Source organism: Pseudoalteromonas sp. SG44-5 (assembly GCF_014164175.1).
GTDB lineage: Bacteria > Pseudomonadota > Gammaproteobacteria > Enterobacterales > Alteromonadaceae > Pseudoalteromonas > Pseudoalteromonas nigrifaciens.
Window position 1 is genome coordinate 19035 of record NZ_JACJES010000022.1, and the last position, 16970, is coordinate 36004.

The following is a 16970-nucleotide window of genomic DNA, read 5'->3' on the forward strand; positions in this document are numbered from 1 at the left end:
TTAAACAAAAATGGCTAAAAAACGTAAAAATGACACCCGCTTAGACCCTTTTGCAACAGCGGTTGGTAGTAGTAGTCTTGATGCTTTATTAGAGCAAGCAAATGCGGGCGATGTAATTCGTATGCCAGCGCCAAGCGATCCTAGCAGAGAAATTACCCTAGTTTGTAAAGTGATTTCCCATAGTGACATTGAGTCAACAACCCAGGTATATGGCAAAAACCGCCGTGTACAGTCGCTGTTAAATGAAAAGTCGGTATCCGATATTCTACCGGCAATAAAAGAAGATGGCCGTAATCAACACCCGGCACTTCTTTGGGATCAAGGCGATACAAGCTTAGTACTTGCGGGATCACGCCGCCGTAAAGCCTGCATTTTGGGTAATGCCGATTATTTAGTGTTGAGCTCTAGCGACTTTACTGATCAAGATGCAAAAATTTTAGCTGTTTCGTCTGATCAATACATAGCACCTAGCTTGTGGGAACTTGGACAAGCTTATCAAAACACTAAAAATGAATTAATTGAGCAAGGTAAAAAAGGCTCTTACCGTGAAATTGCAGTTATTGAAGGCGTATCGCATACCGCGGTTGCCGATGCAATAAAAGCATTCGAGCAAATCCCTGCAGATGTTGTTGCACTTTACCCTACAGCTAATCATGTTGGCCGTGAAGTGGCTAAAAAGCTGATTAGCGCAAAGGAGCGCGACCAAGCAGCCTTTAACTTGCTAGTTGCTGACATTGCTAACCATGAAGACATAAACGCAGCAGCAAGCGATGACAAGCGTGCAATGGCCATTACTAAGTATTTAACTACCGAGCCACAAATAGCCGTTAAACGTGAAGTTGTGCTTGAGAGTAACTTTGTTTCAGTACAGCGCAGTTTAAAAAATGGTGATGTTTCAGTAAAAATAAACAATAAAGTTATGACAGACAAACGCTTAGAACAACTTACTAAGCTATTAGCTGCATTTAACTAGTTAGTAAAATAATGATCTATAAGGGTGTTAGCTTAGTTAAATATTGATCTGTACACCCTTTAAGTTAGTAAAAAACTGATCCCATATAGCAAAATTTAAGCATAAAAGAGTTACTTGCCTATTTTAGATCAGCTTTTTACTAACTAAATTACCTTTTTATCTTAGATCCTACCTGTTTTGCGCTTTGTTAGTATAAAGCTGATCTGTAAACCCCCTCCTTGTGTTAGTAAGTTGTTTTTAACTTGTGAGTTAGCTGTGTGTTTTATTTTAAATAAATAATAATTAGCGCATTATTTAGCTATAAAGCAATTTTTTACTAAGCGCTCAGCTCCAACCAGTTTATTTAACGTTAATATTGCTTTAGCTCAGAGCATATAAGGCATATACTAAAAAAATTGTTTTTAAAATTTAATACTTTGAGTGACATGTCTGCTAACTTATCTAAAACTGATCTAATGGCTATTTTTGAAGAAATTAAAAATGAGCAGGCTACCCAGTTTCCTCTTTCTGAACGCTTCATTAAAAAATTGTTTAAGCCCGCCGTATTGGCTAAAGGTAAAGCGTATTATAAAAACGGCCAAATTAGCTGGTTAGAGCATAATAGCGATTTTTCAGTTGTGGATTCAACAGTACGTGGCGACAAAGGTATTTCGTTTAATCAACGTATTGAGATCAGTAAAGTACCTACTGGTTATTCGGTAGATACTCACTGTACCTGTAACGTTAAAACAAAATGCCGCCACTTAGCTGCTATTTTGCTCAAACTTAAAATAGAACACTCGGGTGAGTACGGCGAAGACTACTTTATTAATGATTGGTTTACTGAACTCGGAGCACTTAAAAACAGTACCGAACAACCGCCTTCACAAGTGCTTTTATTTGTATTAGATGTAGAAAACAATAAAGTGTTTTTAACGCCCAAAATAGCTAATTACGATGAAAATCAAAGCTATGCCTTAGGCCGTAACCTTACCGAGCAACAGCTAAACAGCTTTGTAACTCCTAGCGATTTATTAGAAAGCGACTTTAGATTATTTAGCTGGATACGTTCACAAAATGCAGTAGGTAATATTGAGCTTAAAGGGCAATGGGGTTTTAACGCACTGCAACAGCTTATAGCAACTGAAAGATTGTTTTTACAACGATCACGCGTATCAATTAAAGCGCAAACAGGGCAAGCGTTAAGCTTTAGTTGGCAACAAGTAAAAGATCTAACCCAATTAAAAGTTAATTTAGAAAACAGCAAAAATTGGACACTAATTAAAACAACGCCACCTACTTATTTAGATCTCGATACTTATAAAGTAGGACGCATTCGCACCCCTTTAAGTGCAGACGAAATTGCTCATTTACAAACAATTCCAGCATTACACGACACTAATTTTGACCGTATTTATAAACAACTCGCCGATAACTTTGGCTCAGGTGTTATTCCGCACCCCACTAATGAAAAAAACAATACTTCAAAACTCTCAAGTAATGCGGTTTTAAAAGTAACAATGTCGGCGGAAGGATTAACGCTTTCGTTATTGTTTAAATATAAAAATAAAAATTATTTGGCAGGCACAGCGCCAGAAACCCTAGTAAATAGTGCTTTTGAAAACACCGTAAAAAACGAGCTAATAAACTTAGGTTTCGATTTTTGTAAAGGGGGTTTACAAAGTGAGTTTATTTTTAATAAACAATCGCCAATTCACTTACACTGGTTAGTGTATGAGGTGTTTCCTAGCTTTGTTCAACGAGGCTGGAAAGTATCGGTTAGTAAAGTAAATGCTGTTAACCCACAAAGCCAAGTAGCTTTGCATGTACACCGTACTGCGGGGCATCAAATGCAGTGCAAAATTATATTAAACGATGCTAAAGCTACATTATTATTTAATCAAACAGATGCTCATTATGAATCGTTAAATCGTCAAAGTGAGTTGTTTTATTACTACCCAATAGGTCGTGAGTTTGGCGCTATAAATAAAGCAGCGTTGCATTTGTTAAATGAGTTTAAACAACGATTTGAATTTATAAAAACCAGAGATGAATTTAATATTCCGCTTTCATACTTGCCTGAACTGGTAAGTCATACCGCTATAAATGTTGAACTACACGACGAGTCATTGTCACGTTATTTAGAAGAGCTAAATAGTAATGACCAGTCGCGCCCCACTACGCTTATACAAGGGTTAAATGACTCAGTTGTATTGCGCGAGTATCAGCAGCAAGGCGTTGCGTGGTTAAACTTTTTAAAACGCCATCAGCTTGGCGGAATTTTAGCAGACGACATGGGATTAGGTAAAACTCTGCAAGTTATTGCCTATCTAACAAGTAGTTATAATAATGCGCAAGCAGGCCCTACACTCATTGTGTGCCCTACAAGCCTAGTAAGCAATTGGGAAAAAGAAATAACCAAGTTTGCTAAAAACTTAAAAGTAACCACTATTTTTGGTGCCCAGCGTAATGAGTTATTACAAAATGTAGCGCAAGCACAATGTATATTAACTACTTATCCGCTACTTAAACGCGATATTGCGTATTATTCACCACTTTATTTTGAAAATATTATACTCGACGAAGCGCAATATATTAAAAACGATACCGCGCAGGTATCGCGTTTAGTGAAGCGCCTTAATGCCGACTTTAAGCTTTGCTTAAGTGGTACGCCAATAGAGAACAACTTATTCGAGCTTAAATCATTACTTGATTTTGCTATGCCGTCATTACTTGGCTCGCAAACGCATTTTAAAACTCACTTCCAAACGCCAATTGAGCGTGAGAGCAATGCAGAGCGAGCACAGCAACTTAAAGACTTAATTATGCCGTTTATATTACGCCGTACTAAAGCGCAAGTTGCACAAGAGTTACCGCTAAAAACAGAGTTAATTAAAGAGTTTGAATTTGAGCCAAAACAAAAAGAAATGTACCACAGTATTACTCAGGCATTAGAAGAAAAACTAACTGATCTGTTTTCTGAACAAGGTATGCAAAAAAGTAAACTCGCCTTTTTAGAAGCGCTGTTAAAATTAAGGCAAATTTGTTGTCACCCTAAATTAATAGAGCCAACAACTCAGGCTGGCAGTGCAAAACTAGAATGGCTAAGTAATCGCTTACCGCTAATGCTAAGCTTAGGTAGAAAAGTAATTATATTTAGTCAGTTTACTTCTGCGCTCGATCTTATTGCTGAACGCCTAAAAGAAATAAATATAAACTTTAGTTTACTTACCGGACAAACGCGCCAGCGCGATAAAGTGATTGATGAGTTTACCAGTGGTGCAACATCGGTGTTTTTAATTAGTTTAAAAGCCGGTGGTACGGGGCTTAATTTAACGCAAGCCGACACAGTAATTCATTACGATCCTTGGTGGAACCCAGCAGTAGAAAAACAAGCGACAGATCGTGCTTATCGTATTGGCCAAACTAATCCTGTGTTTGTGTATAAACTTATTATGGCAAATTCAATTGAAGAAAAAGTATTTAAAATGCAACAAGATAAACAAGCTCTTGTAGATGCATTATTTACCGAAAAATCAATGAGTTTTACCCAGTTTGACGAGCAACAAATGCTCTCTTTAATTAAAGATTAAAAATGTCTGTAAATATTCAGATCTTTTTTGAACTTAATTAAATATGCAGCGTCTACTATTATGCTAGCGGTTAAATTGCAGTTTAACCAAGCATTATGTTGATTTCCCATTTAGTTACTTAAATAAGTAATGATTTAGCCAGCCCACTTTAGGGCTGGCTTTTTTTATGCCTTTTTTACACGGCTGCTTTACACAAAACTTAAGTTTAATTTTTTTATACTTTTTTGAACTTAATTAAATATGCAGCGTCTACTATTTTGCTAGCGGTTGAATTGCAGTTCAACCAAGTTTCATGTTGATCCCCCTATTTAGTTACTAAATTTAGTAATGATTAAGCCAACTCGTTTGAGTTGGCTTTTTTTTTGCAAAAAATTACTTAGTAGCCCTCTTAAACAACATATAAATAAATTTAAATTATTATTGAACTAAATACTCAACTTGCCGTCTACTATTATGCTTGTGATTACATTGCAGTTAATTCAAGTTTCATGTTGATCCCCCTATTTAGTTACTAAGTTTAGTAATGATTGAGCCAGCTCGTTTGAGTTGGCTTTTTTTTGCAAAAAATTTACTTAGTAGCCTTCTTAAACGACATATAAATAAATTTAAATTATTGTTGAACTAAATATTCAATTTGCCGTCTACTATTATGCTTGTGATGAATTGTTGTTAACGCAAGTTTCATGTTGATTTCCCTATTTGGTTACTAGTTTTAGTAATGTTAGGCCAACCTTTTATAGGTTGGCTTTTTTTATGCCTTTAATTTATATCCCGCCCCTACTGCTATCGATAGTTATTCGTTATGATGGCATGTCTCTAAATTTAATAAGTTTATTTTATGTTTTCTCAGTTATTAACTAGCATTGATTGGCTAAGTGTAGGCGTAGGCGTTACCGCAGGTGGCGTAATTTGTAGCCTAGTATCTGCATCGCTTAGTAAAAAATTAAAACAACAACTTAGTGAGCAGCAACAGCAGTTGTCGTTATTGCAAAGTCAGTTTGAGAGCAAAACCCTGCAATACACCCAGTTAGCGGATGACCACGAACTTTTAGAGCATACCCATCAAGAGCAACGCGACCAAGCGCAGCACTTTAAAACCCGCTTTACCGAACAAGAAAAACAAAGCCAGCAATATAATCAGTTTTGGCAAAAAGCCGAAGCCGAGCTAAGTGCACTGCGCAAACAATATAGCCAACGCGATGTAGAGCTAAATAATATACGCACTACGCTTGAGCAAAAACAACAACACTTTAGCGAACAACTTGCGCAAATAGAGCAAAGCAAAGAGATGCTTAAAAAAGAGTTCGAAAACTTAGCGAATCAAATTTTAGAAGAAAAGTCTCAAAAGTTTAAAGTGCTCAATCAAGAAAGCATTGAGCAACTATTAAAACCAGTGCAAGGCGAGCTAAAAGGCTTTCGCGACAAAATGGAGTCAATCCATGTTGAAGACTTAAAACAACGCGCCGCGCTTAAAACCGAGTTATTACATTTACAAGCAAAAAGCCAAGCCATAACCGAGCAAGCCGACAGGCTCAGTAACGCTCTACAAGGGCAAAAGAAAACCCAAGGCAATTGGGGCGAGTTAATGCTAGAAAACGTGCTCGACAGCGCAGGCTTACGCGCAGGCGTAGATTATAAACGCGAGGTGTCGTTTAACACCGAAGATGGCCGCTTACGCCCCGATGTAGTTGTTTATTTACCCCAAGGTCGCCATTTAGTTATTGACGCTAAAACTTCGTTAAACGCCTACACACGCTATGTTAACGCCGATAACGAGCTAGCAGCACAGCAAGCTATTAAAGAGCACGTTGAGGCTGTTAAGGCGCGTATAAACGAGCTTGCGAGTAAATCGTACGACCGTCTACCTGGGCTTAACTCGCCAGAAGTAGTGGTGATGTTTGTACCAATAGAATCAGCCTTTGTTGAAGCGCTTAAATACCAAAGTGATATTTACCAGCAAGCAATTGAAAAAAATATTCTAGTGGCAACCCCCACTACCTTGCTCACTAGTTTAAATATAGTTAAACAGCTATGGCGCTTTGAAGAACAAACTAAATACTCAAAAGAATTGGCAGCCCGAGCCGAGCGTTTTTATAACAAGCTCAATGGCTTTTTAACCAGCATGGAAGGGGTTGGCAAACAGCTCGATCGTGCTAAAGAAAGCTACGACAAAGCGTTTTCGCAGCTTTACCGAGGTAAAGGTAACTTAATTAAACAGGCAAGCGAGTTTAAAGAGCTGGGTGTATCGGTACAAAAAGAATTACCAGCAGAGAGCGTTGAACGTGCAAATTTAGAATTAGATTAACTGCGTAGCTAAAGGATTAGGTATTTAAAAACGGTAACCTTCATTACACAGCTAATGCCTACTTTTAATTAACATGGCGTATTAATTCCGTTTTTAAGCTTAATCCCTTAATAACGCGATAAACGCTCAGATCCTATTTTGCTTATTTGCTAAAGTAGCGGGGTCAGTATTTATTTAATAACCCCCCCCTAGGAAACACGATGAAAATAATTAAAACCTCAGCACTGTTAGTTGCCATTCTGGCGGGTATAACCATACAAGGGTGTTCTATGACATCAAATACATCACCATCAACAACAGGTAATGCAGTTACACCTATTAGTAACCCGCTTACTCTTGAGCAAATTTATAAAGATAAATACTTTAAAGCACAGCGTAGTACTTACTTTAAATGGTTAGACGATGGCACTGGCTACACAGTACTTGAGCAACGTGAAGCCGATAAAAAAGTAGGCGTTAAAGCTGACGACGAGAAAGAGCACGGTGTAAAAGGCAACGACATTGTATTTTACAACGCCGATGGCACAGGGCGAAAAGTACTGGTTGCTTTTGAAAAGTTACTGCCAGAGGGCGCAGATGAAGCGTTTGCAATTGAGAGTTATCAATTTTCTAAAGATGGCCAGTGGCTCATGGTATTTACCAACAGTGAGCAAGTATGGCGTTCGCGCAGCCGAGGGGATTTTTGGTTACTTAACTTAAATACGAATAAACTCTCGCAGTTGGGCGGCGAAAACCCTGAGCCCAAAAAGCTTATGTTTGCTAAGTTCTCCCCCGACAGCTCAAAAGTAGCGTATGTGCGCGATAATAATATTTATATGCAAGCAGTTGGCAGCAATACCGTTAGCGCATTAACAACCGATGGCAGCGCTACCACAGTTAATGGTAATTTCGATTGGGTATACGAAGAAGAGTTTTCTATTCGTGATGGCTTTAGTTGGAGCCCAGATAATAAATCAATCGCGTATTGGCAGCTCGATACTAGCGGCGTTAAATACTTTACCATGATCAACAACACCAAAGCGCTCTACCCTAGCCTTACTGAATTTCCATACCCTAAAGCGGGCGAAACTAACTCAGCTGTACGCGTAGGCGTAGTGAGCCTGAGTGACAAGCAAACCCGGTGGGCTAAACTTGAGGGCGATAACCGCGATCGTTACATACCACGCATTAGCTGGGCAGGCGATGGTGAGTCGTTACTTATCCAAGACTTAAACCGCCCACAAAACCATAATAATTTATGGTTATTTAATTGGCAAAAGCAGCAGCTAACTAAAATACTGGCAGAAAAAGACGATGCGTTTATTGAATGGTTTTATAGTGCTAATTGGTCAAAAAGTGGTGAGTTTTTTATTTGGCACAGCGAACGCGACGGCTGGCGTCATTTATATCGCATATCGCGCGATGGCAAAAAAATTATCGACCTAACCCCTGGCGATTACGACATTGTTGATATGCTTGCAATCAACGAAGACAAAAACGTATTGTATTTTAGTGCATCACCAGATGATGCAGCTCAGCGCTATTTGTATCGCACAGCAATAGATGGCAGCAGTAAACCAGTACGAGTAACACCTGAGCAGTTTAACGGCTCCAACAGTTACTACGTGTCAAAGGATGCTTCTTGGGCCATGCACACCTATTCTAAATTTAATCAGCCGGCCGTTAAGCAAATTATTAAGGTGAGCGATCACAGTAATGTAAAAACCTTGGTCGAAAACAGCGAGCTGAAACAAAAATTAGCAGAGCAAAGTTTACCAAACCATGAGTTTTTTAAAGTAGCCGCGCGTGATGGCACCGAGCTTGATGGTTATATTATGTTTCCTGCGGATATGGATCTAAATAAAAAGTACCCAATCGTATTTTATGTTTATGGCGAACCTTGGGGATCAACCGTACAAGATCGCTTTGAAGGTAATAGCTATTTATACAAATCGTTATTAACTCAAAAAGGCTTTATTGTTGCATCAGTTGATAACCGTGGTACACGCGCACCAAAAGGCCGAGATTGGCGCAAATCTATTTATAAAAAAATAGGCTCAATTACAGTGCAAGACCAAGTTGACGCGCTCGACGCGATGGCTAAACGCTGGGATGTAATAGACACAGAGCGGGTTGGCGTATGGGGACACTCTGGCGGCGGCAGCTCTACACTTAATTTATTATTTCGTCACGGCGACAAATTTAAAGTAGGTATTGCTTCAGCACCTGTGCCTGATATACGTTTATATGACACTATTTATCAAGAGCGTTATTCGGGTAACCCAAACACCGACCCACAAAGCTATGATAATACCTCGCCAATTAGTTTTGCTAAAAACCTTAGCGGCAAATTATTACTGATCCACGGTACTGGCGACGATAACGTACACTATCAGGGGTCTGAGCGTTTAATTGACGAGCTTGTTAAGCATAATAAACAATTTGAGTTTTTTGCTTATCCTAATCGTTCACACAGCCTAAAAGAAGGCAAAGGAACGGCTTTGCATTACCACACTATGATGGCCGAATTTTTTGAGAAAAACTTACTAAAATAATGTCTAATTAATTATTAAAAACTAAAAAAGCCACAATTTTTAATTGTGGCTTTTTTGTGCAAACTGTAATGGGGGTTTACAGTTCTTTATAGGTACTAAACAGTTTCACAAACTATGCCACAACAGTTAAAACTGCTCGTCGTATTGACTAATGTGCTTGTACACACCTGTGGTGGTGTTTGTGGTAATAAATTCAATGTTGTATTTATGAAATGCATCACCCATTTCCATACCTGGTGTGCCTAGTGGCATTGCGGGTACGGTTAAACCGATAATATGCGCTGGGTGTTTTTCTGATAAAAATTGTTTAATAAATTTAGCCGGTACGTGGCCTTCAAACACAAAACCGTTGGCCGACACAGCTGTATGGCATGAGCGCTGGTTAGGCTTTATTTGATATTGCGATTTTATTAATCCCATATCGTCTGCATCAATGGCTTTTGTATTAATGTCGCTTTGATTTATATGCTCAATCCAGCCTTTGCAACAGCCACAGTTTTTATCTTTATAAACAGTAAGCTTTAACTCCTGTTTTTTGGGACTATCGGCTGAGCTAGTTGCTTTATGTACTTGCGGTGATTGCTCAGAGCACGCCCCCATAAGAGGCAGTGCTAGTGCTAAAAGCACGCTTGAGGTGATTTTAATTATACGCATAATTAACGCCTTAATTTGACCAATGAATATGAGTTATTTTCCAGCCTGAATCGGTATTTTTTAAGGTGATTGACTCCATACCTGTGGCGCTTATTTCTTTACCTTTATAGTTGCCATGGTTTTTGCTTCTTGATACCGAGTAAGCCATATCACCATTAATAAACACTTGGTGCTCTAATAGGTCGCTGTTAATTGCACTTAGGTATTTCATGTCAGCTAACATGTGGTGGTTAGCGTATTCATCGGCTGAGCGCTCAACGCCGCCACCTTCAAAAATAATCACATCATCGGCTAGTAATTGTCGAGCAGTTACTTTATCGCCTTGCTTAAGCGCAGTATGAAACGAGCTAACAACTTTTGCTGCAGCACTGCTTACATTAACAAATAAAGCTGATTTTTTTGCGTGCTCTTCATCACCATGCGCGTTTACAGTAAAAGAGCTTGTTGCAGTAAATAACAGCGCTGAGATCAATCCAAATTTAGGGTGTTTTATTAACATGTTTTTCTCTTTATAAGATAAATTATACGGGCGGCCCAACGAGCGTGGTAAATACACTGGTGGTTAGTAATACACACACGGCAATAAGCATTTCAACAGAAATAGAACGCTTTAAAGTAACAACATGATGTTGCTGTGTAATTTGCGGAACTAAACGTAGTTTATGCCAAGCACCCAGTAGTAACATAGCACTCACTAACAACAGTTTTAACATTATTAGCTGGCCATAATTTGAAGTAAATAATACAGAAAATGAATTTAAGTATTGCCATAATAAGGTTATACCAGATATGAGCAGTACCGCTATGATAATAATTGCTAGCTGTCCAAAGCGTTCCATTAAATGTTTTATCGTATTTAACGATAGCAGTTGGCAACTTTTATAAAGAGGCCATAGTGAGCCAATCCAACTAGCAATGGCAATTAAGTGCAGTGTTAATATACTTTTAATTAATAGGCCTTTTTCGGCGCTGTGGCCGGTTAAGGTAAAGCTATAGGTAAGGATAATAAGTGCTAATAGTGTAATAACAAAATTAGCCACGTTAGCTGAGTTTGAATGGGTGCGCCAAGTGCACACCGCAAACAAGGCAATTATAAATGCAGGCACTCTCATACTTACCTGCTCACCAATTACTGATTGCCAAATTATATCCAGCATGAAGGGGTCTATCATGCCAGCAAAACCAGATTCAGCCATGGCCCCCGCTTCAATTGGTATTTGTAATATTGCACCAATAAAGCCCACCATAACAAGGGTGATTTGCCAGCGCTTTAAATACCGATTAAAACAGCTTAATTGTGTATCTGGCGTTGTACTCTCATTATTAAGTAAGCGCATTAGCAAGCAGCCCGCAAGGGCTGCAATAGCTAAATAGCTTACTATCTTTAATAATAGTAACAGCACTGACCAATCACTTAATTGCATTATATGACTACCTAATGATTATGTTGTTTATGGCTAGCCGCCATGTTTTTCATTTTAGAATGTGTGTCGCTGGCGTGCAGCATAAAGTCAAAATTGCCTGACATTTTGTGGCCATCGCCACCAAGCGCTATCCATTTAACTGTGTAATTACCTTGTTCAAGCTTGGGTAACGGCCAGCTAAAGTTGCTATTAGCTTTTGCACTGGGTTTAAAGTTAAAATCTACTTGCTTGTTTGCAGCATCACTTAAGAGTACTTTGGCAAGTTGTACTTCGCCGCTAAACGTTAACGTAAGTTGCTCTGGACTTTGCATTAGCATCGCACTATTTTGTGGTGTTGATTGCTTTAGCGAAATATGAGCTGATGCCGAAAAGCTTAAAGCTAAGCCTAAAATTGCCGCAATAGTTATAAATTTCATAATTACCTCTTATTTTTAAATATTAAAACCAAAATTTTATACCGGCAACAAACTCAGTGTCGTTGCTGCTTTGCTCGTTTAGCTTGGCGTAATCTGCTGTGCTACCAAATTTATTAGTCCACTCTACACCTACATAAGGTGCAAATTGGCGAGTAAATTCATAACGAACCCTAACGCCAATAGCAGTACTAGATAGCCCACTGCCTAGCTCATTTTGTTCATCGTCTTTACCATAAAATGTTATTTCAGCACGAGGCTGTATAATGAGCCTTTGTGTTAAAAGCAGCTCATATTCAGCTTCTGCTGTAAATGCTGTGTTTCCGCTCTCACCTACATACGCTGTCATATCAAGCTCAAACCAATAAGGTGCTAAGCCTTGAATACCAAACGCTAACCATTGACGGTTTTTGCCCTCTTTATAATAATCGTAGCGAATACCAACTTGCGTATCCCAGTAAGCCGAAATTGCATGGCCCCATAAAATATCAGTCTGATTTTCTTCAAGCTTGCCATCACTAACATCACCCTCGGTTTTTATCACTAATCGATTAAAGGTGGTGCCGTACCAAGCTTGTAAATCGAAAACAGCAGCATCGGCTTGTTCGTTATACTCAAGGCGATCACCTAAAATAGCGTAAAACTTATGCTCATCCGCAAGGGTTAAGCGCTCGCCATCAGCTAAAGCATATGGCCCTTGCGTTAAGGTTGTGCCATTAGCATAAGCGTGTGGATCGCGAGCATTTTTAGGGGCATCGCCGCCTTGCGGCTGCATTTTATCGCCCGCCATATCGCCAGACATGTCGCCCATTTCAGTTTGAGCAAACACATGCAGGCTCAATAACGGTGCGCTAATTAATAGTGCACTAGTAAGTACAGTTGATAAGGTTAAATTTCTCATGATACAACCACCTCTCTAAACATACCTGCATCCATATGAAACAGTAAATGACAATGCCAAGCCCAACGACCAACATCATGTGGCGTAGTTAAAAAGCTAATTCTTTGGGCGGGCTGTACCATAATGGTATGGCGGCGAACTAACACATCACCTTGATCGTTCTCCAAGTCGCTCCACATACCATGTAAATGCATAGGGTGTGTCATCATGGTATCGTTTTGTAAAATAACTCGTACCCGCTGATTATGCTTCATATGCACAGGGGTACTTTTACCAAACTCTAAGCCATCAAAAGACCAGCTGTAGCGTTCCATGTTGCCGGTTAAATGCAGCTCAATTTCGGCTTCGGGTGCTTGGTGGTCAACTATGCCATCAAGAGAGCGTAAATCTGCAAGTGTTAAAACTCGACGGCCGTTATTGCGCAGCCCAATACCAGGATCGTCTAAGTTTGTGCGTGGCGTATCAACGCGCATATCAACTGAGGCGCCATATTCTGTTTTAGCGTGGCGAACTTTCTGACTTGGAACAGCCAGTGGGTTTTTACCCATATTATGCTTACTATGGTCCATTGCCATTGCACCGTGGTCCATTGTGCTATGATCCATTGCCCCCTGATCCATACTGGTTTTGTCCATGCTAGCGTGGCCCATAGCGCTGTGATCCATTCCAGGCATAGCAGAGTGATCCATATTGCCCATCATATCCCGCATTGCTAACCACTCAACGGGGTCAAGTGCAGGCACTGGCGCATCAATATTAGCAGCGACAGACAAAGTCCCTTTGGCATAACCTGAGCGGTCCATGCTTTGTGCAAAAATTGTGTATGCGTCATTTTTAGGCTCAACAACCACATCGTAGGTTTCACCTGGACCAAAGCGAAACTCATCTACGGTAACGGGTTCAACATTTTGTCCATCTGCTTGTACCACAGTTAATTTTAACTCTGGGATACGTACATCAAAAAAGGTGTTACTTGAGCCATTAATAAATCTTAAACGTACTTTTTCGCCCGCTTTAAACAGCCCACGCCAATTAGCCATTGGCGCAGTACCATTCATTAAATAGGTCATTGCCGAAGCCGATAAATCAGCTAAATCGGTTGGACTCATTCGCATCTGGTTCCACATTTCACGTCGTTGAAGTGCATTAGCAACGCCGCTTGTTGCTATGTCATCAAAAAACTCAGGTACAGTGGGCTGATTAAAGTTAAACACATCCCCCTGAATTTTTAATTTACGGAATAACTCCATAGGATCATCATCAGTCCAATCAGAGAGTTGAATAATATGTTCATTATCTGCGCTGATAACATCTTGCTCACGAGGCTCAATAATTAACGCCCCATACATACCAGTCATTTCTTGAAAGCCACTGTGTGAGTGATACCAATAAGTACCGCTTTGTTGTAACTTAAATTTATAAACAAATGTTTCGCCAGGCATAATGCCTTTAAAGCTAATGCCCGGTACACCATCCATTTGATACGGTAAAATAATACCGTGCCAGTGAATAGAGCTAGGTACCGCTAAATTGTTGGTAACGCGAATGGTCACATCGTCACCTTCTTTAAGGCGTAATGTTGGCGCGGGAATAGAGCCATTAATGGTGGTTGCCATACGCACTACACCGGTAAAGTTTACTGGGGACTCATCAATAACCAGGTCAATAACTTTACCGCTCAACTCAGGCACAGTACCTGTTAATGTTGAAGCCGCTAAAGATGATGCTGCATGTAAAACAGTTGGAAAAGCTGCCAGCACACCGCCTGCAATTAATCCTTGAACAAAACGCCTACGTGGCTTTGAAATGTGCTGTAATGACTCTTTAAAACCCATTTTATTACACCTGAATAGCAAAATATGCATTGAGTATAATATTTAAACCTGACATCGACATGACGCGAACATTACAAAGTTGTAATCTTAATGTCATGTTGCTGTTGTAGCGCATATGGCATAGTGCTGTTTAAGTGATAACTAAAATTATAATAAAAGTAACAAAGGAATTATATGCGCTTACTAATCGTTGAAGACGAGATTAAAACCGGTGATTACTTAAAACAGGGCTTAACCGAAGCCGGCTTTCAGGTTTGTTTGGCGCGCAATGGCCTTGACGGTCACCATTTAGCAATGACCGAATTATTTGATGTGATTATATTAGATATAATGTTGCCCGATGTATCTGGCTGGCGAATTTTAGAGTCGGTACGAGAAGCCAAAAACGACACGCCAGTATTATTTTTATCGGCTCGCGATAGTGTTGATGACAGAGTAAAAGGGCTTGAACTTGGCGCAGATGATTACTTAATAAAACCGTTTGCTTTTTCAGAAGTACTTGCTCGCGTGCGTACGCTTATTCGCCGTGGTGGCGTACAAAAAGTGGCCGACATACTCACAATTGCAGACTTAGAAATGGATATACCAAAGCGTAAAATACAGCGAGCAGGCAAGCGTATTTTGCTCAGTAATAAAGAGTTTAGCTTATTAGAGCTACTACTGCGCCGAGAAGGCGAAGTGCTATCTCGCTCACTTATAGCGTCGCAAGTATGGGATATGAACTTTGAAAGTGATACCAATGTAATAGATGTTGCGATTAGACGCCTGCGGGGCAAGGTTGACGATGAGTATAGTATTAAACTTATTCATACAGTGCGCGGTATGGGCTATAAATTAGAGGTCGAAAATGCCCAAAATTAACGCTCGACCAATGTCGTTGACCATGCGGGTGGTATTGTTTATTGCTGTTACTGTAATAGCCTGTTTAACCTTAGTCGCGTCATTAATTAACTCCTCCATTGAGCATCACTTTATTGAGCAAGACAGTGGGGAGTTAAAGGTTATTAGCCAGTCAGTTGCAGCTGTTTTAGCCCAGCATCATAGCTCAAGTGAACCTTTAGGGCAGGCATTATCTAAAGCTGTGGCAGGGCATCATGGTGTTTATTATCAAGTAAATAGCCAGCAAGGAGCCTTAATTTACCAAAGTTCAGGTCGCGATTTTACTAAGCAGATTATGAGTGCGCCATCGGCGCTTGGTTTTAATCGCGATAACATAGTGCATTGGCAAGCCAATGATCATACCTATCGCGCATTAGTTAGCGACTTTAACGTGCAGCAACAGCATTATAAAATTACCGCCGCCATTGATATGAGTTTTCATAAACATTTTTTGCGCCAATTTAAACAAAGCCTATGGGTGATTATGTTTGGCTCAGCTGTGCTCATTTTACTCGTTGCTTGGTTTGCGGTACATCAGGGGTTAAATCCACTGCGTGGCTTAAGCAAAAAAATATATGACATTCAAACCCATAAAATGGATGTTAGGTTAGATGAAAGTAAAGTGCCAATTGAGCTGGTGAATATGGTGCATTCATTTAATGCCATGCTGGATAGATTACAAGATGAGTTTATGCGTTTATCAAATTTTTCTACCGATATAGCCCACGAACTGCGTACCCCGCTTACTAATATTATTACTCAAACACAAGTTGGCTTAACAAAACAGCGCGACCTTGTGCAATACCAAGAACTGTTGTTTTCAAACCTTGAAGAACTAGAGCGACTAACAAAAATGGTGAGTGATATGCTGTGGTTGGCAAAAACTCAAAATGGACTGATAAAAGCACAACAACAAGTATTACAAAGTGATGAAGAAATAGACGCGTTACTAGAATACTTTGATGCGGTAGCAGAAGATGCCAATATTACCTTTATTAAACAAGGTAGTAATGTTGAGTTTTATTGTGAACAATTACACTTTAGGCAGTTGTTATCTAATTTATTATCAAATGCGATTAGGTATACCCCAGCAGGCGAATCGATAACTATTAGTAGTGAGCGCACTGGAAATGATCAAGTGTGTATTGCGGTTACCAACCCAGGCGAAAAAATAGCAGCAGAGCATTTACCCTATTTATTTGACCGATTTTATCGAGCCGATAAATCAAGGCAGCGACAAGGCAACGGCGCGGGTTTAGGACTTGCGATAGTAAAAGCGCTAGTTACAGCAAATGGGGGCAACATAGTGGTAACTTCAAACGCGAACACTCGCTTTAAGGTATTTTTTAAACACGTTAAAAGTTAAGCTTAATCCTTTTATTAGCACAGTGCCTATAGCGTAAAATGCAGTGTTAATTTGTGGCTTTTGTGCAAACTGTAATGGGGGGTTTACAGTTTGCATAAGCAAAAAACGAAAGTA

General features: G+C 39.7%; 12 protein-coding genes. 6 read left to right on the forward strand and 6 right to left on the reverse strand.

Annotation, left to right across the window (positions count from 1 at the left end; genetic code table 11):
• Positions 1-10: 10 nt before the first annotated feature.
• From H5079_RS15630 to H5079_RS15645, 4 genes are all read left to right on the forward strand, one after another.
• The gene (locus H5079_RS15630) at positions 11-973 is read left to right on the forward strand and encodes a transcriptional regulator (RefSeq protein WP_011329645.1); all 963 of its coding nucleotides are present in this window, start codon (positions 11-13) and stop codon (positions 971-973) included.
• 425 nt (positions 974-1398) lie between these two features.
• A complete protein-coding gene (locus H5079_RS15635) occupies positions 1399-4545 on the forward strand; it encodes a DEAD/DEAH box helicase (protein WP_089369318.1) in 3147 nt (1048 codons plus the stop codon).
• Positions 4546-5383: 838 nt separating this feature from the next.
• Positions 5384-6850 carry a DNA recombination protein RmuC gene (gene rmuC / locus H5079_RS15640; protein ID WP_182684440.1) on the forward strand — a complete coding sequence of 489 codons (1467 nt, stop codon included), beginning with the start codon at positions 5384-5386 and terminating at the stop codon, positions 6848-6850.
• Between the two features lie 200 nt (positions 6851-7050).
• Positions 7051-9384 (forward strand): S9 family peptidase, encoded by a 2334-nt coding sequence (locus H5079_RS15645; RefSeq protein ID WP_182678667.1) that lies wholly within the window; start codon positions 7051-7053, stop codon positions 9382-9384.
• Positions 9385-9510: 126 nt separating this feature from the next.
• Here the strand turns inward: H5079_RS15645 and H5079_RS15650 are convergent, their stop codons facing one another.
• From H5079_RS15650 to H5079_RS15675, 6 genes are read right to left on the reverse strand one after another with little or no spacing between them, the layout of a single operon-like run.
• Positions 9511-10038 carry a DUF411 domain-containing protein gene (locus H5079_RS15650; protein WP_089368997.1) on the reverse strand — a complete coding sequence of 176 codons (528 nt, stop codon included), beginning with the start codon at positions 10036-10038 and terminating at the stop codon, positions 9511-9513.
• Positions 10039-10048: 10 nt separating this feature from the next.
• Positions 10049-10537, reverse strand: coding sequence for a DUF4440 domain-containing protein (locus tag H5079_RS15655; protein WP_182684441.1), 489 nt, complete (start codon positions 10535-10537; stop codon positions 10049-10051).
• Between the two features lie 22 nt (positions 10538-10559).
• Positions 10560-11462, reverse strand: coding sequence for a copper resistance D family protein (locus tag H5079_RS15660; protein ID WP_089368999.1), 903 nt, complete (start codon positions 11460-11462; stop codon positions 10560-10562).
• 11 nt (positions 11463-11473) lie between these two features.
• Positions 11474-11878 (reverse strand): copper resistance CopC family protein, encoded by a 405-nt coding sequence (locus tag H5079_RS15665; RefSeq protein WP_011329652.1) that lies wholly within the window; start codon positions 11876-11878, stop codon positions 11474-11476.
• 22 nt (positions 11879-11900) lie between these two features.
• Positions 11901-12776: a copper resistance protein B gene (locus tag H5079_RS15670; protein ID WP_115121849.1), complete on the reverse strand. Its 876-nt coding sequence runs from the start codon at positions 12774-12776 to the stop codon at positions 11901-11903.
• Positions 12773-14611, reverse strand: coding sequence for a copper resistance system multicopper oxidase (locus H5079_RS15675; RefSeq protein ID WP_182684443.1), 1839 nt, complete (start codon positions 14609-14611; stop codon positions 12773-12775). The genes H5079_RS15670 and H5079_RS15675 overlap by 4 nt, the downstream gene beginning before the upstream one ends.
• A gap of 174 nt (positions 14612-14785) precedes the next feature.
• Here H5079_RS15675 and H5079_RS15680 point away from each other — a divergent pair, with 174 nt between their 5' ends.
• Positions 14786-15472, forward strand: coding sequence for a heavy metal response regulator transcription factor (locus H5079_RS15680; protein ID WP_086998455.1), 687 nt, complete (start codon positions 14786-14788; stop codon positions 15470-15472).
• Positions 15459-16856, forward strand: coding sequence for a heavy metal sensor histidine kinase (locus H5079_RS15685; protein ID WP_231613327.1), 1398 nt, complete (start codon positions 15459-15461; stop codon positions 16854-16856). Before H5079_RS15680 ends, H5079_RS15685 begins: the two co-directional genes overlap by 14 nt.
• Positions 16857-16970: the final 114 nt, after the last annotated feature.